The organism is Dactylosporangium vinaceum (assembly GCF_019904175.1).
GTDB classification, from domain to species: Bacteria; Actinomycetota; Actinomycetes; order Mycobacteriales; family Micromonosporaceae; genus Dactylosporangium; species Dactylosporangium vinaceum.
In genome coordinates this window covers 3,814,627-3,830,646 of sequence record NZ_CP061913.1, presented here as the reverse complement: position 1 = coordinate 3,830,646, position 16,020 = coordinate 3,814,627, and the positions used below count along the sequence as shown (strand labels likewise).

Here is a 16,020-nt window from a genome sequence, read left to right as displayed (position 1 = left end):
GGGCGATGCGCCCGGCACCCGGGGCATGGGAAAGTCAGGCCGACGTGGGAGGCCCACTTGAGCGACGACCCGCAGGTTGCGGCAGCTGACATCCTCAATCTCTGGGCGCCTCCCGGCTACCACTACGAGTCCGGGCTCGACGCCTACATTCCCGACGGCTACACCTGGGACGCCGCGACCGGGACCGCCACCGGCCCTGACCAGCAGGAGATGGTCATCTACCGGCACGGCGGCACCCGCACCGGCACCGGGCTCTGGAACGGCGGCCCGTCCCTGCTGCCGGAGCACACCACGCTCGACGGACTCGCTACCGCCCGCGGCGGCGGCGTGAGCACCGGCCAGGACGCCGGACCCGTCGGGGAGACCACACCGGCGGCGGAGACCGGACCCACGACGGAAGCAGCACCGGCGGCCGAGGCCACCTCGACACCTGAGACGACATCGACACCGGAGGCGCCGCCGCGGCCGCAGCCAGCGCCGAAGCAGGGATCGGCGATCGGGACGAATCCGCCGGTCACCGCGGCCGACCAGGCGCTCGCGCCGCGAGTCAAGGACGGCACGGCGTCAGCGCTCGACGCCCTCGGGTACTTCCAGCGCAACGGCCACCCGGAGCTCACGGGTATTCCCACTTTCAACTCCCGGCTGCAGTTGTGGGTGTTCCCCGACTCCCAGGCTTTGCCGCCGAACCTGCTGCCGTCGGGAGAAGTCGCGCCCGGCTGGCCGGTGGGGCGGCTCCCGACGCGGGACGAGCTGCCGCAGGTGCCGCCGCATGGGGTCGAGGACGCTCCGCGATACGTCAGTACATTCTTCACCGACACCGTGTCGGCCGGCTGGCGGGACGCGGCCGATGAGAATACGCCGGCGCTGCTGCGCTACGTGCTGCTCGGGCTGCTGCCAGTGGCTGAAATCGGCGGGCTCGTCGAGCGGTATTTCGTCAATCCGCTGCTCGCCGCGCCAGCGAACTTCGTGGACGCGGTGAACCTCAGCGTCGCCAGCAACGAGGCACTCGCAGCCGGGGACGTGGCCGAGGCCGCAGAGGATCGACTCAAGGCGACCGCGAAGCTCGCCGAGGCGGCCGCCGCTGTGCTCGTGGTGCTGCCCATCGCCCGCAGCGCCGCCATCGCCGGGCGCGAGATCGTGCTCACCTGGCGGGTCAACTGGGTCGGGATCAAGGTCATTCAGCCCAGCATCCAGGCGAACGTCCTTACCCAGGTCTGGAACACCGGGCAGCTCATGGAGCAGGTGTTCACGGTCGATGGGACGCTGACCTACGTTGACGGGCTGGTCGAGCGCAACGGTCTCAGCGTTGTGTCCAAGCTCGAGGACCTGCTCATCGTCGAGCACAAGATGGACTCGGTCCTGCTCGACATCATGCGGCCGCAAAGCTGGTGGCAAGTGCAGGCCGGGGTCAAGTTCGTGGACCAGCTCAACCGGTTGCTGGTGCTCAACAGCGAGCTCGAGCTCGGCGGCATCCGGTACGTGGTCACCGAGGCGCTCGGCGAGGGCGGCGCGACACCGGCGACGACCGGACTGCGGGCCTGGATCGCCGAGACGTTTCCCGGGGAGTTCACCGAGGGCACGATCAAGGTGATCCGGGCCAACCCTCCCCCGCCGGAATGGTCGCCGTGGCCGTGAGCTGGCGCATCCGGCCGTCCGTATTCCTCGTCGCCGCCGACGGGCCGGCCACGGTGACGTTCCGCGTATCCCACACTGACGCGGTCACCCACCGGGCCGCGGTCACCCTCGGAGCGCCCGCCGCGCAGCGGAGCTGGTTCACCCTCGCCGAGCCGGTCCGCGACTGTCCGCCCGGAGCCACGATCACGTTCGAGGTGCTGATCCGCCCCGACCTGACGACACCGGTGACAATCGAGCTCACAGCGGCCGTGGACGGGGCTGTCAGCGAACCGGTGGTGATCGTAGTCCGGCCGGACACGCCGTGGCAGCTCGCAGCCGAGCCCGGCGAACTCGTGCTGGCGATTGGATGGGGACCGACACCGGTCGCCGTCACCGCGGCCGGGCCGTTCGGGCGGCGAGTCCGACTGGACGCGCGGACCTTCACCCAGGATGTGGAGTTTCCCCCGGTCAACCCGCGCGAGGACCCCTACTATGAAGACCCCGGGTATCTCACGTCGCTGCGCATCGACCGCCCGGAACGGACGCTTGCGTCCGGACCGGAGACCTTCACAGTGACGGTGCTCCCAGCCGAGCAGAGCGGCATCATAAAACCTCCAATGTTCGTACGCTTCGAGCTCGCCGACACGGCGGGCCCGGTCGTGGCTGCGGCCGGCCTGACGATCACCGAGGACCTGTCCGACCCGGAACTGCTGTAACACCAGGCCAGACAGAGCCAGCGAATCAGCGCAGGGAGATTACGGTCTCGTGCCGGATGTCGCTGGTGCGCAGGGTCGACCACGAGGCCGTGCCGACTGCCGAGCGTGCCGGCATCGCTGAACAGTGAAGTTCCACCCCAGGATCGGACAGCGGGGTTTATGCCGCGAGGGCGATGGTCGGACGGTAGCAGACACGGACTTCCTATGGGGTTTGCCGGTTGAGTGTCGAGTGGAGACGGTTGCGGTTGTAGTAGTTGAGGTAGGCGAATACCGTGCGGCGGGCCTCGGCGCGGGTGGTGAAGATCCGGGTGCCGATCTCGGCCTTGAGGCTGGCGAAGCATGACTCAGCGACGGCGTTGACGCTCCTATATTTGTCAAGTACCGGCGCGGTGTTGCGGAGGGGTCGTAGGAGGGCCCAGATTCGCGGGCGAGGAGTCGTTTGAAGCAGCGGCTGATTTCGGGTTTGGTCTTGCCTTCGGTGGTGCGGCGGGCGACGTAGGCGCGGGTGGGTTGGTGGTGTTGCATGCGGGCGATGACGGCGCGGTAGAGAGTGGGCCTGTACCTACGTGCTTGGCCCGCGCGCCGTCGCCATGACCCGTCCGATCGCCAAGGGATGCGAGGAAGCCTGTCAAGCACCCTCGACTCCCCCGAGTACGTCGCAGGATCGGCTCGTCCTCATGGTCGTCGGCATCGAGGTGCGCCCCATCCGCCAGTACCCATAGCGCCGTGTACAACGCAGACGCGGTCCTCGGGGTGAATTGTGGCTCAACTGCTCGGTCGTCAATCCCGTACAGCGCAGCGAAGTCTGGCCTGCTCGGGGGCGGAGGTCGGACAGTACCGGAGTGCGTGGAACCTCACCCGCCGTGCTTGATTGCGTGAGCGATCGGAAGGTGCCGAGGGTAGCGAAGTACGCCGCCACGCTCGGCGGAGCGCTGCTGCTCACGGTCGGCGGCGCCGCGGTGGCCAGCCGCCTCGGCGTCGCCGCCAGCCGCCATCGGCTTCGCCGCCGTCGCGCTCGGCTACCCCGTGCTCGCCGTGATGACCCTGCCTCTCATCGGGCTGAGTGACATCGGCGGCTCCAGCCCGAGATGAAAGGCGCCGGGAGTCGAAACGGCCCGAATGGCGCCTTACACGTACTCGATCGGGGGCTTGTGCGGCACCGGGCTGGTGATGGGAAGCTGGCATCGATGCGAGCGGAGGACAGCGCGGACGTGCGGGTGTTGGGCGGCCGGTACCACCTGGACGAGGTGCTCGGCGTCGGTGGCATGTCGGTGGTCTGGCGGGCCCGCGACGAGGTGCTCGGCCGCGACGTCGCCGTCAAGGTGCTCTCCGGCCGGTATGCCACTGACCCCCTCGCGCGGCAGCGGATCCGGGTCGAGGCGCGCGCCGCCGCTGGGCTCGCCCACCCCAACGTCGCTCACGTGTACGACTTCGGCGAGACCGGGAGGGACCGGCAGCCGACGCCGTACATCATCATGGAGCTCGTGCCCGGTCCCACGCTCGGCGATCGGGTCGCCGCCGGCCCGATCTCCGCGGCCGAGGCGCTGCGCATCTGCGCCGAAGTGGCCGCGGGGCTCGCGGCCGCCCACGCGCGGGGCCTGGTGCACCGTGACGTCAAGCCGGCCAACGTCATCCTCGCCCCGACCGGCGCCAAGGTCGTCGACTTCGGCATCGCGGCGGCCGCCGAGCCGGCAAGCGAACTCACCCCGGACGGGGCGGTCCTCGGCACACCCGCGTACCTGGCACCGGAGCGGATCACCGACAATGCGGTCACACCCGCCTCCGACGTGTACGCCCTCGGTGTGCTGCTGTTCAAGCTGTTCACCGGCGGGCTGCCGTGGGCGGCGAACTCTCCCGCCGACCTGATCCGGGCGCACCTGCACGTCGCGCCGGACCCGCTGCCAGCCCGCGATGGCGTGCCGGCCGGCGTGGCCCGCCTCGCCTCGCGTTGCCTGGCCAAATCCCCCGGCGAGCGGCCGACCGCGCACGAGCTCGCGACCGGCCTGGCCGCCGCGGCCGGCGTCCGGGTGGCCGTACCCACCGCTCCGGCCCGGTCGGCCGCGCGCCGCATCGGGCTCGTCGCCGCCGGGCTGGCCGTCGTCGCGGCCGGAGCCGTGGTGGTCTGGGTGACCGCCGCCGCGCCGGGCCGGCCGCAGCAGGCCGACGCGGACAACATCGTCCCTTCACCGTTTGCGGCCGAGGCCCGGGCCACATCGATGTCGGCTCCGCCCGCACCGACCTCTAGGACGACCGCCGGACGGGTCGCCGTCGTGACATCGCCGGCCAGCACCGGCGCCGCGCCGGCCACGACTGGCGGCGCCGTGGCCGACGCGGTCGTGGCAGCGCCACCGCCACCGAACTCAACGACCGCCGAACCAGCCGCGAACATGACGTTCACGTCCGAGGGCGGCTCGGTCCGAGCCACCTGCACGGCCGACGGGCTCGCCGAGCTGATGTCGTGGGCGCCCAGGGAGTCATTTCGGCTGGGCCAAGTCGACGCCGGACCGGCCCGCAAGGCGGGCGCGGTCTTCACCAACGGCGACCAACGGTTCCGCATGATCGTCACATGCCGTGCCGGTACACCTGAGGTGAACATCACGAACCAGACCAAGTAGTGGTGCCGGTCGCGGCGCGCGGCCCACTGCAGGACGGTCTGGCCGATCCAGCTGCTCTCGGAGCAGCCGGGTGGAATGGCCAAGACGGCGGAGCCGATCGGGGTATCCAGTCGTTGAGAAGGTCGGCCTCGGCGAGCCCGCGTCGGATGGGCAACAACTGGCCGCCGATGTCGCGTTAAAGCTATTCGTGGGCGATGGTGGTCAGGATGTTCAGGCGGGCGGCGCGAGCCGCCGGGGGTATCGCGGCCAGGGTCCCGGCCAGGGCGGCCAGGCCCAGGTAAGCCAGCAGCTGGTCGATCGGCACCGACAGCTCGGTCACACCCTGGGCCTGCAGTGCGCGCACGGTCGCGGCGCCCAGGGCCACGCCGACCGCGACGCCCAGCAGCGCGCCGAAGACGGAGATCACGGTGGCCTCGGCGGCGGTCATCATCATCGTCTGAAAGCGGCGCAGGCCCACGGCGCGCAGCAGGCCCAGCTCGCGGGTGCGCTCCAGCACTGACAGGGTGACGGTGTTGGCAATGCCCAGCACGGCGATGACCACGGCCAGTCCGAGTAGCACCTGCACGATCCGCAGGAGGCGGTCGGCCTTGGCGTTCTCCTGGGCCGTGTACTCGGCGCGGTCGTTCACCCCCACCTCGGGGCTGTCGGCGAGCAGCCCGTCGAGCCGGCCGCGGGCCGTGGCGACGTCGGTGCCGGGCGCCAGCCGGACGAAGGCACGGCTCGGCAGCGGCTGCTTGAGGCCGCCGGCCGCCGAGGCCGGCAGGAGCCAGCCGGTGAGCAGGTCGGTGTCGGTGTAGATGCCCGCCAGGGTGAACTGGTGCGGCTCTCCGCGGGGCAGCCGCACCGTGACCCGGTCGCCGACGTGCGGTCCCGCTGCGGTGACGGCCCGCTGGTCGACCAGGATCTGGTCGTCGGCCAGCGCGCCGATCGTGCCCTCGGCCGCGGTCAGGCTCAGCATGTCGCGCAGGGCCGGCACGTCGGTAACGGTCTGCACGTAGGCCGGCTGCCCGTCGATGACCGCGCCGCCCTCGCCCAGGCCGGTGACGGCCAGCACGCCGGGCAGCGCCGCGGCCCGGGTGAGCACGGCCGGGTCGAAGCCGGTGCGGCTCACGCCGTTGGCGTCGCCGCTGACGACCAGGTCGGCCTTGAACTGGTCGTTGACGAGGCGGCCCACGCTCGTCGTGGCCGAGACGAACACGGTGGAGATGCCGGCGAGCAGTGCCACGCCGACCATGAGCGCGGCGGCCGTCGCCGCGGTGCGCCGCGGGTTTCGGCCGGCGTTGAGCCGGGCCAGGCGGCCGGACACCGACCACGCGAATGCCCGGCCGAGCAGCCCGGTGGCGGGGCGCGCGAGCGCCGGCGTCAGCAGCGTGACACCGATGAACGCGACCGGCACACCGCTCAGGATCAGCGGGGCGGCGCCCTGTGCGGCGGCGGCGAGGCCGAAGCCGAGCAGCCCGGCGCCGGCGGCGAGCACGACGGCGCCGGCGATGCTGAGTCGGGTCAGCTGCCGCTCGGGTGCGGCGGTGTCGCGCAGCGCCGCCATCGGCGGCACCCGCGCGGCGCGTACCGCGGGCAGCAGCGCGGCGGCCACCGTGACGAGCAGCCCGACGGCGAACGCGGCGAGCACCGCGCTCGCCGGCACGACCACCCGCTCGCGGGCGACGAGCGCGCCCACGCCCACCCCGGCGGCCAGGCCGGCGGCCGAGCCGCCGAGCCCGACCACGGCCGCCTCCGTCAGCACCGACCCGACGAGCTGGCGGCGGCTGGCCCCGATGGCCCGCAGCAGCGCCAGTTCGCGGGTACGCTGCGCGACCAGCATCGAGAACGTGTTGAAAATCAGGAACGCGCCGACGAGCAGCGCCACACCGGCGAAGCCGAGGAGTAGGTCGCCGGTCAGGCCCAGCGACCGGCCGCGCGTGGCGCCCTCGGCTCGGGCGAGCTGCTCACCGGTGCGGACCCGGTAGCCGGGGCCGAGCGCGGCGGCGATCCGCTCGCGCAGCTGCGCGGGGCTGACGCCCGGGCGGGCCGTGACGGCGACGGATGAGAACGCACCGGGCGTGCCCAGCATCAGCGCCTGCGCCACGGGCTCGGTGAACGCGACGACCTGCTGCTCGGGGTCGGCGTAGGCGAAGGTGCCGACGAGCGTGAACGTCTGCTTCGGCCGCAGTGTGAGCACCGCGACCCGGTCGCCGACCCGGACACCGGCCGCCGCGGCGAGCGCTGTGCTGATCGCGACCTCGTCGTCGCGCTGCGGGCCCCGCCCGGCGCGCAGTTGCACGGAACCGTCCCGGCCCGGCAGCTGGCCCGGCCAGCTCACCCCGAGGCGGGGCCGATCGGGCGACGGCACGACCTTGCCGCGGGCGTCGACGAGCCGGGCGCCGTCGGCGGACACGACACCGGTCGCCCGGGCCACGCCGTCGACTCCCGCCAGCCGTTCGACAAGCGCCGCGGGCACGCCGGCGGCGGAAATCGTGTCGGTGGAGCTCACCGCCACATCGGTGCCGGCGTGGGCGCGGCGGGCGACATCGGTGTACGAGCCGCCGAGCGTCGCGGTGAGCACCAGCGCGCCGGACACGAACATGACGCCGAGCACGACCGCCAGTCCGGACAGGACCAGCCGACGCCAGCGGGAGAACGTTCCCTTGAGGGCCACATGCAGCACCCGCCCATCGTCACCGGCCGCACCCGTGCCCGCGTCCGCCCTGGGTCGTAGATCAGTCGAGCGAGGCCCGGGGGAATTCCCGGAGGTGCGCCTCAGGGTCGGGACCGGCCGGACCGGCTCGGGGCCGCCCGTCGCTGCCGGCGCGCACCGCCGGGCTCCCACGCGTCGCGGGACCGGGTCAGCACAAGGGCCGGCGAATGCGGCAGGCCTCGAGGTTGTGGACCGGGATGCCGGCGCAGCGTCGTGCCAGCCAGCCGGCGCGGCAGAGCCGCCACCGGTGGAGAGCGGGTTCGCCGCGCCGGGTCGCCCAGTCGAACCCGTTGGGCTGGTAGCCGAGGCACCGGAAGATCGCGTTGGAGCCCGGGTAGGGGCAACCCCCGAGCGGTCTGGGTGGTCAGCGGGATCGAGCGGAATCGGTAAACCGCAGAGGATGATCTCCATGACCACCCAGGATGATCCCCTGACCGCGCAGAGCATTTCCCGGTTTCGCCGGGCCGCCCTTACCCTCGCCGTGCCTCTCGCCGTGGTAGTAACGGTCGCTGCGTGTGGCGATTCGTCGGCGCCGACAGCGGCGCCCGCCGGCTCGGCAGCTTCGGCGTCGGCGAACGCAGCCGGGCCGGCAAGCTCGGCTCCGGCGGCGGGCCTGCACATGATCAGCAACAACGGGCACCGGCTCGCGTTCTACGTCACGCCGGGGCACTCGCCGGCCATCGTGTTGGACTCCGGTGGCGGCGAGGACCACACGCAGTGGAACGACATCGTCCCGCAGCTGTCGAAGGCGACCGGGTCGCAGATCATCACGTACGACCGGGCGGGGCTCGGTGACAGTGACGAGGTGCAGAGCCCCTGGGACGGCCAAGCCGCCGCCGCTGATCTGCAGGCCGGTCTGCGTGAACTCGGCGTCACCCGGAACGTGGTCCTTGCCGGGCACTCACAGGCCGGAGAGGTCGCCCACTACTTCGTCCTCGCGAACCCCGGCGTGGTCTCCGGGGCGGTCCTCATCGACGCGAACCTGCCGCAGTTCTTCACCGAAACGGAGAACAAACGTCTCGTCGCGCTGAACGCACCGAAGATCGAAGAACTCAAGAAGGCGCCCTCGACCAAAGCGAACCGCCAGCTCATCGCCACGGCTGACAACTTCGGCCCCACGCACGATGCGTTCCACAAGGTTTCCTGGCCCGACAGCATCCCGGTCATCTACATCGTGTCGGAGAAGACGCCCTTCGACGGATCCCCGCCCGACGTGCAGCTGTGGCGCGATGCGGCAGCCGCGTTCGTCAAGGCCGGGCCCGACCGCACACTCGTCACCGCCGAGGGAAGTTCGCACGAGATCCCGACGGACAACCCTGCCCTGGTACTCAAGGAAATCGAGCAGATGGCCGCCACGATCAGGTAATGGCTATCGGGCCCGTGGATGTCAGGGCCGGCGAGGCGGGTTGACCGCCTTCGCCGGGACGCGCTCGGCTACCGGGCCGAGCGCGTCGTCGATCGCGCTAAGAGTTCCTAACAAAGATGGTCGATGACCCCTCTGGCGTCCTTTGTAGACGATCGTCTACCATGCTGAGCTGTGCGGCGTGGTGAGCAGCCGCCGTGGATCGTGCCTGATGGGTTGTGGCAGCGGATCGAGCCGTTGCTGCCCAGACATGTCCCACGCGATCCGCGGCGTCCCGGTCGGAACCGGGTCCCGGATCGGCAGGTGCTGTGTGGGATCTTGTTCGTGCTGCACACGGGGATCCAGTGGGAGTTCCTGCCCCAGGAGCTCGGGTTCGGCTCCGGGATGACGTGCTGGCGGCGGCTGGAGGAGTGGAACCGCACCGGGGTGTGGCAGCAGTTGCACGAACTCCTCCTCGCCGAGTTGCAGGGCGCGGGGAAGCTGGACTGGTCCCGGGCAGTCATCGACTCCTCCCACGTCCGCGCCGCCCGGCGTGGCCCAAAAGCGGTCCGAGCCCGGTCGACCGCGCCCGAGCGGGCTCGAAGCACCACGTCCTGACCGAGGGCGCCGGCATCCCCCTGGCCGTCTCCTTGACCGGCGGCAACCGCAACGACGTCACCCAGCTCCTGCCCCTGATCGACAAGGTTCCACCGGTACGGGGCCGCCGCGGCCGACCCCGTCAACGCCCCGACGAGGTGTTCGCCGACCGCGCCTACGACTACGACAAGTACCGCCGGGCTTTGCGCGCCAAGGGCATCCGCCCCCGCATCGCCCGGCGCGGCACACCACACGGCTCCGGACTCGGCGTCTACCGGTGGGTCATCGAGCGGACGATCGCCTGGTACCACGGCATGAAACGGCTCCGCATCCGCCGGGAACGCCGCGACGACATCCACGAAGCGTTCCTCAGCCTTGCCACCTGCATCATCACGTACCGACACGTCGTAAGACTCTGTTAGGAACTCTAAGGCCGGACCATCAGCCGGATCGCATGGCCGGTGGCTAGAGGATGCCGTCGCGGGCGGCGGCGTAGACGGTGGGCACGCTCGGGGTGAAGCCGAGTTCGTGCAGGAGTGTGCTGTCGAGGTGCCCGGACCACGGGTTGACGAGCGGTTCGGCGGACCCCTCGATCGGCTTGCCGGCGAGGCGGGCCATCTCGTAGACGGTGACCGGGGGTGCGCCGTCGGCGACGTTGACGATCCGCCCGTCCATGACCCCGGTCAGCGCGAGGCGCACGGCGGCCGCGATGTCGCGGTGGTGCGCCACGGCGTAGGCGTGCGCGGGGTGCAGGCCGAACTGCTGGGCAAGCGTGTGCATGGACGCGAGGTGGCCGTCGCCTTCGCCGTACACGAACGGCAGCCGCAGGACCACCCAGGTCAGCCCGCTGTCGCGGAGCAACTGCTCAGCCGCCACCTTGCTCGCCCCGTAGGCGGTCTTCGGCGAGCACTCGTCGGTCTCCAGCGCCGGGCGCGTGGCGTCCGGGTTGTAGACGTTGCCGGTGCTGCTCATGACGAGCCGGGCGTCGGGCGCGTGCCGCTTGACGGCGGCGATCAGGTTGCGGGTGCCGTCGCGGTTCGCGCGCCAGATCGCATCCTCGTCCCGCGTGCGGAACAGTGCCGCCAGGTGGACCACCGCGTCGACGCCTTCCACCGCCGCTTGCAGCGTGTCCGGGTCGTCCAGGTCGCCGCGGACGCCAGTGACCGCCGCCGGCAGTGCCACGTCGCCACGGACAAGCGCTCGGCACTCGAATCCGGCCTCCACGAGGCGCGGCAGCAGCCGCGAGCCCACGAGGCCCGTGGCACCGGTAAGCAACAGTGATGGCATAACTTTCCCCTCAACTGATCGTCAGCAACACTGACGATCAGCGTACCAGTAACCTTGCAGGATGACGACCGAGCGGGATCTGGGGCCACAGCTGAGCGCGCGACTGACCTACCTCCTCAAGCGCGCCCTCATCGACCTCGAGAACCTGCACGCCGAGTACTTGGCACCGGTCGGGGTCAGCGGGCGCGAGCTGGCCGTGCTACTGCTCCTCGACAGCCATAGCCCCGAGTCGCAGCAGCAGGTGGCCGGACGCCTCGGCGTCGACCGGACCACGATGGTCGCGCTCCTTGACGGGCTGGAGGCAAAAGGGCTCGTGGCGCGCCACGCGGACGCCGGGGACCGGCGACGCAACGTCGTCGAGCTGACCGGGAGCGGGCATACAACACTCGGGCAAGCGGTCCGCGCCAGCGACGAGGCCGAGCGGCAGCTCCTCGCCGACCTCAATGACGCCGAGTCTGCGCAGCTGCGCACGCTGCTCACGCGCCTGGCCAGGACCGTGCGCAGCCCAAGGACGGACAGCGGCCGGCACTCATGATCATGCGGTTCCGTCGGTGGCCGTCACCCCACCGGCCGGCCCAGCGACTACGCCAGGTTGAAAAGGTTCGTCAACGCGATCATGTCGCCGCCCGGGCCGCGCACCGCGTGCCGGGGACGGCGATCGGCGCGGCTCAGCTCGGCACCGGGTCCGGCGGCGATCCAGCTGTGCCCGGCCCGTAGCCCCGCGGCGAGTGCCGCCACAGAGCGCTCTTCGGCCCAGACGACGGTGTGCGGTACACCCACCTGGCCTGTCAGATGCGTGTCGCTGCAACCGATGGCCGGTTGGCGAATGCCCCGGTCGAGGCGGCGGGTCCAAACGGCGAGGGCGGCCTCGTTGTCGGCGTTCCAGGGCCGGTCGGAGGTCCACAACCCGTTCCAGACCTCGATGAGGTCGAAGTCGTCCCAGGGCCGGCGCAGCGTGCCGGTCGGGTAGGGCGCGAACGGATGGGCCGCGACGCGCAGGCCGCCTTCGATCTCCAGCCAGTGCCCGTCCGGTGTGGTGTGCTCCTGCCCGCGCAGCACGAGCAGGTCACCGGCGACCGCCTGGAAGTGCTCGTACGTGCTGTCGGTGTTGTGTTCGGTGACGGCGATGAAGTCGAGGCCGGCGGCGCGAGCCTCGGCGACGACCTGTTCGGGGGTCAGGTCGGCGCCGGTGGAGACGGCGGAGTGCACGTGGCAGTCACCGCGGTACCAGGCCCCCATCCGCCGCAGCGTAGCCGGTCCGGTGTGCGGCCGCGGGACGTGCCCGGGACTGCCGGTCTTGACCGCTCGCGGTCTGTCGCCCAGTCCCGGGCCGCCCCCCGACCTGGAGGGCGTCGGCCCGGCTTCGCGGTTACGGGTTACACGCAGTAACCGAAGTCCCATTGGCGGTAGACCCCCTGGAGGTACACCTGCATGCCCACGCACGCCTGAGCGATGCCGTTGACCGTCGGGGTGAAGTGGTTGCCGCTGCCGTCGTAGCCGATCCAGCTCGTCTGCGACGGCCGGTTCGGATTCCATGCCGAGATCTCGCCGTGGAACGCGTGGGTGAAGATGATGCGTGCCCAGTTCATCTTGCAGGTGGGGCTCCAGCGCAACTGGAGCCAGCCGACCTCGGTCTGGCTGCCGCTGAAGTCGGGCGCGAAGATCTGCAGACCCCAGACGGTTCCGTCGTTGCTCGCGTCCGAGATCCACACTCCGTCGGGTCGTACCGTTCCCGGATTCGCGCAGTTCGCCGGGTTCTGACCGGCGCACGACTGGTCGGTGGAGCTCGCGCATACCGACGCACTCGCGGCCGCGGGCGTGGCGGTCAGCGTCACGCCGCCGACCGCAAAGACGATCATGGTGGCGGCGAGTGACACTGCCGCCGTGAGCCGGTTTGTGATCATTGATTCTCCTTCAGAGACTAGGCCGGGCTACATGCCCGGCCATGTGTCGACAACCGGGGCCGCGACGATCGTGGCCCGGGGTGCCAAGACGCCCGTACAGGTTCGTACATGCCTGCCGAGCCGGGCTGCGGGTGCACGGTGGTCACCAGCTGGTTATCGGCGCCGTTGCGCCCTCGCCAGCCGTGCAGGGTCGAACGCGTCGATGGTGCCGGCACCCTTCGGCCCCGCGTTCCAGGACGCGATGCGCCGTGCCGCACCGCGCACCGTCGGGTGCCCCGGCGGCGCGGCGATCTGGACGTGCGATTCTTTGGGCGGATCGAGTTCGCCGCCCCAGACGACCGCGCCGTCCAGATCGGTCAGGATGTCCTGGAGCACTACCAGCTCGTGCGGGTAGAAGCCGCCGCGTACACCGATCGGGTAGGCCAGCGGCCTGATGGCGATGGCCGAGCCCGAGAGGTAATTCGACTCGTAGGCCGTGGCGATCTGCCGGGACGTGGAGTGCCCACGGATGTCTCCGGTCCGCAGCCGCTGCAGTTCGTAATGGAAGCGGCGAGCCACATAGGTGAGGATGGTCGCCGGATCACCGTCGGCCAAGGCGACCGTGACACCGCTCCCCTCGACCGTGTGGGTGGCGGCGTGTGGGAGCACTGGCCAGCCGTTGGCCGACCGGCTGCTCCTCCAGGTCTGCGGAGCAGCTTGCGCGGCACCGGCCGGCACGAGGACACCGACCGTGGCCGCGCCGCCGACGAGCGCGGCGGCGCGCAGCAGATGGCGACGATCCATCACATGCTCCCTACGTTGCCGGTGGACTCGAGGTCGGCGCGGGCTCGGACAGCCTCGACGAACCCCTGCTCGAACCCGTCGAGCTTGGCGGCCCCGCCGGGGAGAAGGGCCAGGTCGGCCGGGAACGGCGCGGTCAGCGCGCGGAGGCCGATGAGCTTGGTGCGGGCCAGATCGAGCTTGACGGTGTCCGCGGTCAGGGCGTGATGGGCCGCGGCCTTGCAGTTCGGTGCCGTGCCCCAGCGTTGTGTGAACCAGTCGGTGAACCGGTGCGTGCCCCCACCACCGCTGTAGTGGTCGGTCACCGCCTGCACGATCGTCCGGCCGCTGCGGACCGCTTGCGCGATCAGGTAGCCGTCCGCATCGGTGATCATGTCGTCGAAGCCGAATGACGACCACACGCCGGGCTTGGCCAGCTTGGCCTCGCAGAACGCCAGGCCGGAGGCGTACTGCTCGGCAGAGTTGAACCAATCGGCGTAGAACGTCATCAGATCACCGGCCCATCCGCCGATGTCGCCGTCGCCGGCGAGCCCACGGTCGGCGTTCTACGGCTTGAGATAGGCGGCATTGGCCGTCGCCATCATGTGCTCCGCGCCCAGCTGGTAGCCCGTGAACGGGTCTGCGAACCAGTTCTGGACGGTCACGGGATGACCGTCGACGTAGGTGACGAATCCGTGATCGTAGTCGCCGATCAGGACGCTCCAGCCCTCTGCGGTAACCGGGTTGCCGCCGCCGTAGGCCACGTGCCGGATGTACTCCATGACCAGCTGGTCCGCGGGGCGGTCGCCGCCGTAGGCGATCGCCCGGTCGTGGAGCTGCTGGACATACGCGATGAACCCGCCGGCCGGGCCGGCCGGCTCGTTGACAGTTGCGGCGCCCTTGTCGTTCAATCGCGCAACGTCCCGGTCCAGATCGAAGACGTCGGATCCGGTGGTGACCGTGAACTCCTTGATCTGATTGAACGACCAGTTGGCCGGCAGGGGGAAGCCGAGGTTGCCCGAAAATCCCCAGGACATACCGGAGACGAACGAGAACCGGGCGAATGTCGCGGCGGTGACGTTCGCGCAGACGTTACGCGAGCCGTAGACACCGTGCAGGTACCGCTTGCCCTGGCTGATCAGACCAGCCACGACGCCGCGGAAGTACGGCACGACAGCCGAGTCGATCTCGTCCTGAGTGGCGTCGTAGTCGACCGCGAAGTAGATCACCGTGCTCTGGTTGAATCCGTAGCCGACGGCCAGATCGTGGGCGTTTCGCCCGTGCTGCAGCCCTGCCGCGAAGGTGAAGTCGGTGACGTCGCGGGCGTTGTCCTGATAGATCGGGAAGACTCTCAGGCCCGCCGCGAAGATCGTCGCCAGCTCGCCTGGTTTGAGCTCCTTGTCGAGCGTGGACTCCGGCGGATCGTAAAGGTAACGGCCGACCACCGTATAGCCGTTGGCGCGCAACCACGCGGCGCGCGCTGCGGTGATCTCGAAGCGAGTGTCGCACCCCGACGCCGACCGGTCCGCATCACCCGTGGAAATGAGCAGCTGAGCCCAGGTCGGATAGTCCCCGGCACCGCTCGTCGGCAGCAGGGAGAACTCCTGGAAGGCGCGGACGAACGCGGCGAGGTTCGCGTCGTAGCTGTCCCGCTGATCGGTGCGATAATCACCGACCGGTTCGTTGAACACGCACGCCGCAGAGAACAACTGCACGAATATGCCGGTGTCGCCCGGCTGCAGGGTGTGTGCCCGCAGTCCCGCCTGCGTTCCCGGGCCGAAGGTGCCTGTCGGGTTGAGCCCCAGCTCGTACTGGATCGCGATCATCAGCGCTCGCTGGACGTCCCGGGAGTAGATACCGTCACAGGGCCCGATGCTGTACGCGTCGCGCTGCCAATAGCGGCCATTGAGCCAGCGCTGGATGTCTCGGACCTTGCTGGTACCACCGGCGACCACCACGTATGCGTCCATGTTGAGGATACATCGAGCGATGTCCACGTTGATCACACCGTCACCGGTCGGAATGCCCATGTCCAGCCGAAGCTGTATCACCGCCTGCCGCGTCGCCCCGGTGAACGTCCCCGTTTCGGTCTCGTCGGCACCCCAGTAGCCCTTGCAGAACAGTCCGTGCTGCAGGATCTTGGCGATGTTGCCACTGACGGTGGTGGTCCCGGTCCAGTCGATGCCGATCGGCCCGAGCGCATCGAACCGAGCGGCCGTGGTCGGGCCGAAGCTCGCCACCACCGGCGAGATGCCCAACTCGTGCTGCAAGCCCTCGATCAGGGAGAACATCGTCGTCCAGCCGGTGCGGCCGTCCTCTGGGCATCGCTCGTAACCTGCCACACCGCCGTAGGTTGCGTTGACCCACTGCTGTGCCGCGAGCACCTTCGCGTCGGTCACAGGCACCGTCCTCTCACTCGTGGGTGCGCCGACTGTGCCGCCCGGACGGCTACCCGCGCCAGTGCCGCGCCAGATGTCCGGACAACCCCGTT

General features: G+C 70.4%; 13 protein-coding genes and 2 pseudogenes. 6 read left to right on the top strand and 9 right to left on the bottom strand.

Features of this window, described 5'->3' with window-relative positions; translation table 11 throughout:
- Window positions 1–57: 57 nt before the first annotated feature.
- Complete coding sequence (locus Dvina_RS17185; protein ID WP_223103476.1) at window positions 58–1,635, top strand: hypothetical protein; 1,578 nt, start codon at window positions 58–60, stop codon at window positions 1,633–1,635.
- On the top strand, window positions 1,632–2,330 hold the full coding sequence (locus Dvina_RS17180; RefSeq protein WP_223103475.1) for a hypothetical protein: 699 nt from the start codon (window positions 1,632–1,634) through the stop codon (window positions 2,328–2,330). The genes Dvina_RS17185 and Dvina_RS17180 overlap by 4 nt, the downstream gene beginning before the upstream one ends.
- Before the next feature lie 202 nt (window positions 2,331–2,532).
- Here the strand turns inward: Dvina_RS17180 and Dvina_RS55730 are convergent, their stop codons facing one another.
- A complete protein-coding gene (locus Dvina_RS55730; RefSeq protein ID WP_425516566.1) occupies window positions 2,533–2,634 on the bottom strand; it encodes an integrase core domain-containing protein in 102 nt (33 codons plus the stop codon).
- Between the two features lie 883 nt (window positions 2,635–3,517).
- On the opposite strand from Dvina_RS55730, the gene Dvina_RS17170 reads away from it, so the two are divergent.
- Window positions 3,518–4,945, top strand: a complete 1,428-nt coding sequence (locus Dvina_RS17170) for a serine/threonine-protein kinase (protein ID WP_223103474.1) — start codon at window positions 3,518–3,520, stop codon at window positions 4,943–4,945.
- A 29-nt stretch (window positions 4,946–4,974) separates the two neighbouring features.
- Here the strand turns inward: Dvina_RS17170 and Dvina_RS17165 are convergent.
- Both Dvina_RS17165 and Dvina_RS17160 read right to left on the bottom strand, forming a co-directional pair.
- A pseudogene (locus Dvina_RS17165) lies at window positions 4,975–5,117 on the bottom strand (Dyp-type peroxidase); the annotation flags it as partial.
- 9 nt (window positions 5,118–5,126) lie between these two features.
- Window positions 5,127–7,610 carry an ABC transporter permease gene (locus Dvina_RS17160; protein ID WP_246656271.1) on the bottom strand — a complete coding sequence of 828 codons (2,484 nt, stop codon included), beginning with the start codon at window positions 7,608–7,610 and terminating at the stop codon, window positions 5,127–5,129.
- Between the two features lie 439 nt (window positions 7,611–8,049).
- On the opposite strand from Dvina_RS17160, the gene Dvina_RS17155 reads away from it, so the two are divergent.
- Complete coding sequence (locus tag Dvina_RS17155) at window positions 8,050–9,006, top strand: alpha/beta fold hydrolase (RefSeq protein ID WP_246656270.1); 957 nt, start codon at window positions 8,050–8,052, stop codon at window positions 9,004–9,006.
- Between the two features lie 171 nt (window positions 9,007–9,177).
- Window positions 9,178–10,001 (top strand): annotated as a pseudogene (locus Dvina_RS17150) (IS5 family transposase).
- Window positions 10,002–10,044: 43 nt separating this feature from the next.
- Here the strand turns inward: Dvina_RS17150 and Dvina_RS17145 are convergent.
- The gene (locus Dvina_RS17145; RefSeq protein ID WP_223103473.1) at window positions 10,045–10,866 is read right to left on the bottom strand and encodes an NAD-dependent epimerase/dehydratase family protein; all 822 of its coding nucleotides are present in this window, start codon (window positions 10,864–10,866) and stop codon (window positions 10,045–10,047) included.
- Window positions 10,867–10,927: 61 nt separating this feature from the next.
- Between Dvina_RS17145 and Dvina_RS17140 the strand changes: the two genes are divergently transcribed.
- Window positions 10,928–11,401 (top strand): MarR family winged helix-turn-helix transcriptional regulator, encoded by a 474-nt coding sequence (locus Dvina_RS17140; protein ID WP_246656269.1) that lies wholly within the window; start codon window positions 10,928–10,930, stop codon window positions 11,399–11,401.
- A 47-nt stretch (window positions 11,402–11,448) separates the two neighbouring features.
- Here Dvina_RS17140 and Dvina_RS17135 read toward each other — a convergent pair whose 3' ends face one another.
- The 5 genes from Dvina_RS17135 to Dvina_RS17115 form a co-directional block, all read right to left on the bottom strand.
- Entirely contained in the window at window positions 11,449–12,105 is a 657-nt protein-coding gene (locus Dvina_RS17135; RefSeq protein WP_223103472.1) for a PHP domain-containing protein, read from the bottom strand.
- Window positions 12,106–12,242: 137 nt separating this feature from the next.
- A complete protein-coding gene (locus Dvina_RS17130; protein WP_223103471.1) occupies window positions 12,243–12,770 on the bottom strand; it encodes a hypothetical protein in 528 nt (175 codons plus the stop codon).
- Window positions 12,771–12,923: 153 nt separating this feature from the next.
- Window positions 12,924–13,553 carry a hypothetical protein gene (locus tag Dvina_RS17125; RefSeq protein WP_223103470.1) on the bottom strand — a complete coding sequence of 210 codons (630 nt, stop codon included), beginning with the start codon at window positions 13,551–13,553 and terminating at the stop codon, window positions 12,924–12,926.
- Window positions 13,553–14,038 carry a hypothetical protein gene (locus Dvina_RS17120; RefSeq protein ID WP_223103469.1) on the bottom strand — a complete coding sequence of 162 codons (486 nt, stop codon included), beginning with the start codon at window positions 14,036–14,038 and terminating at the stop codon, window positions 13,553–13,555. Before Dvina_RS17120 ends, Dvina_RS17125 begins: the two co-directional genes overlap by 1 nt.
- A 57-nt stretch (window positions 14,039–14,095) precedes the next feature.
- Entirely contained in the window at window positions 14,096–15,928 is a 1,833-nt protein-coding gene (locus Dvina_RS17115; RefSeq protein ID WP_246656268.1) for a glycoside hydrolase domain-containing protein, read from the bottom strand.
- Window positions 15,929–16,020: the final 92 nt, after the last annotated feature.

What these genes read in the sequence shown, in the direction of transcription:
- Dvina_RS17125 (WP_223103470.1), bottom strand. Translation starts at nt 13,553, where the DNA reads ATGGATCGTCGCCATCTGCTGCGCGCCGCCGCGCTCGTCGGCGGCGCG.
- Dvina_RS17130 (WP_223103471.1), bottom strand. Translation starts at nt 12,770, where the DNA reads ATGATCACAAACCGGCTCACGGCGGCAGTGTCACTCGCCGCCACCATG.
- Dvina_RS17170 (WP_223103474.1), top strand. Translation starts at nt 3,518, where the DNA reads ATGCGAGCGGAGGACAGCGCGGACGTGCGGGTGTTGGGCGGCCGGTAC.
- Dvina_RS17135 (WP_223103472.1), bottom strand. Translation starts at nt 12,105, where the DNA reads ATGGGGGCCTGGTACCGCGGTGACTGCCACGTGCACTCCGCCGTCTCC.
- Dvina_RS17155 (WP_246656270.1), top strand. Translation starts at nt 8,050, where the DNA reads ATGACCACCCAGGATGATCCCCTGACCGCGCAGAGCATTTCCCGGTTT.
- Dvina_RS17145 (WP_223103473.1), bottom strand. Translation starts at nt 10,866, where the DNA reads ATGCCATCACTGTTGCTTACCGGTGCCACGGGCCTCGTGGGCTCGCGG.
- Dvina_RS17140 (WP_246656269.1), top strand. Translation starts at nt 10,928, where the DNA reads ATGACGACCGAGCGGGATCTGGGGCCACAGCTGAGCGCGCGACTGACC.
- Dvina_RS17120 (WP_223103469.1), bottom strand. Translation starts at nt 14,038, where the DNA reads ATGACGTTCTACGCCGATTGGTTCAACTCTGCCGAGCAGTACGCCTCC.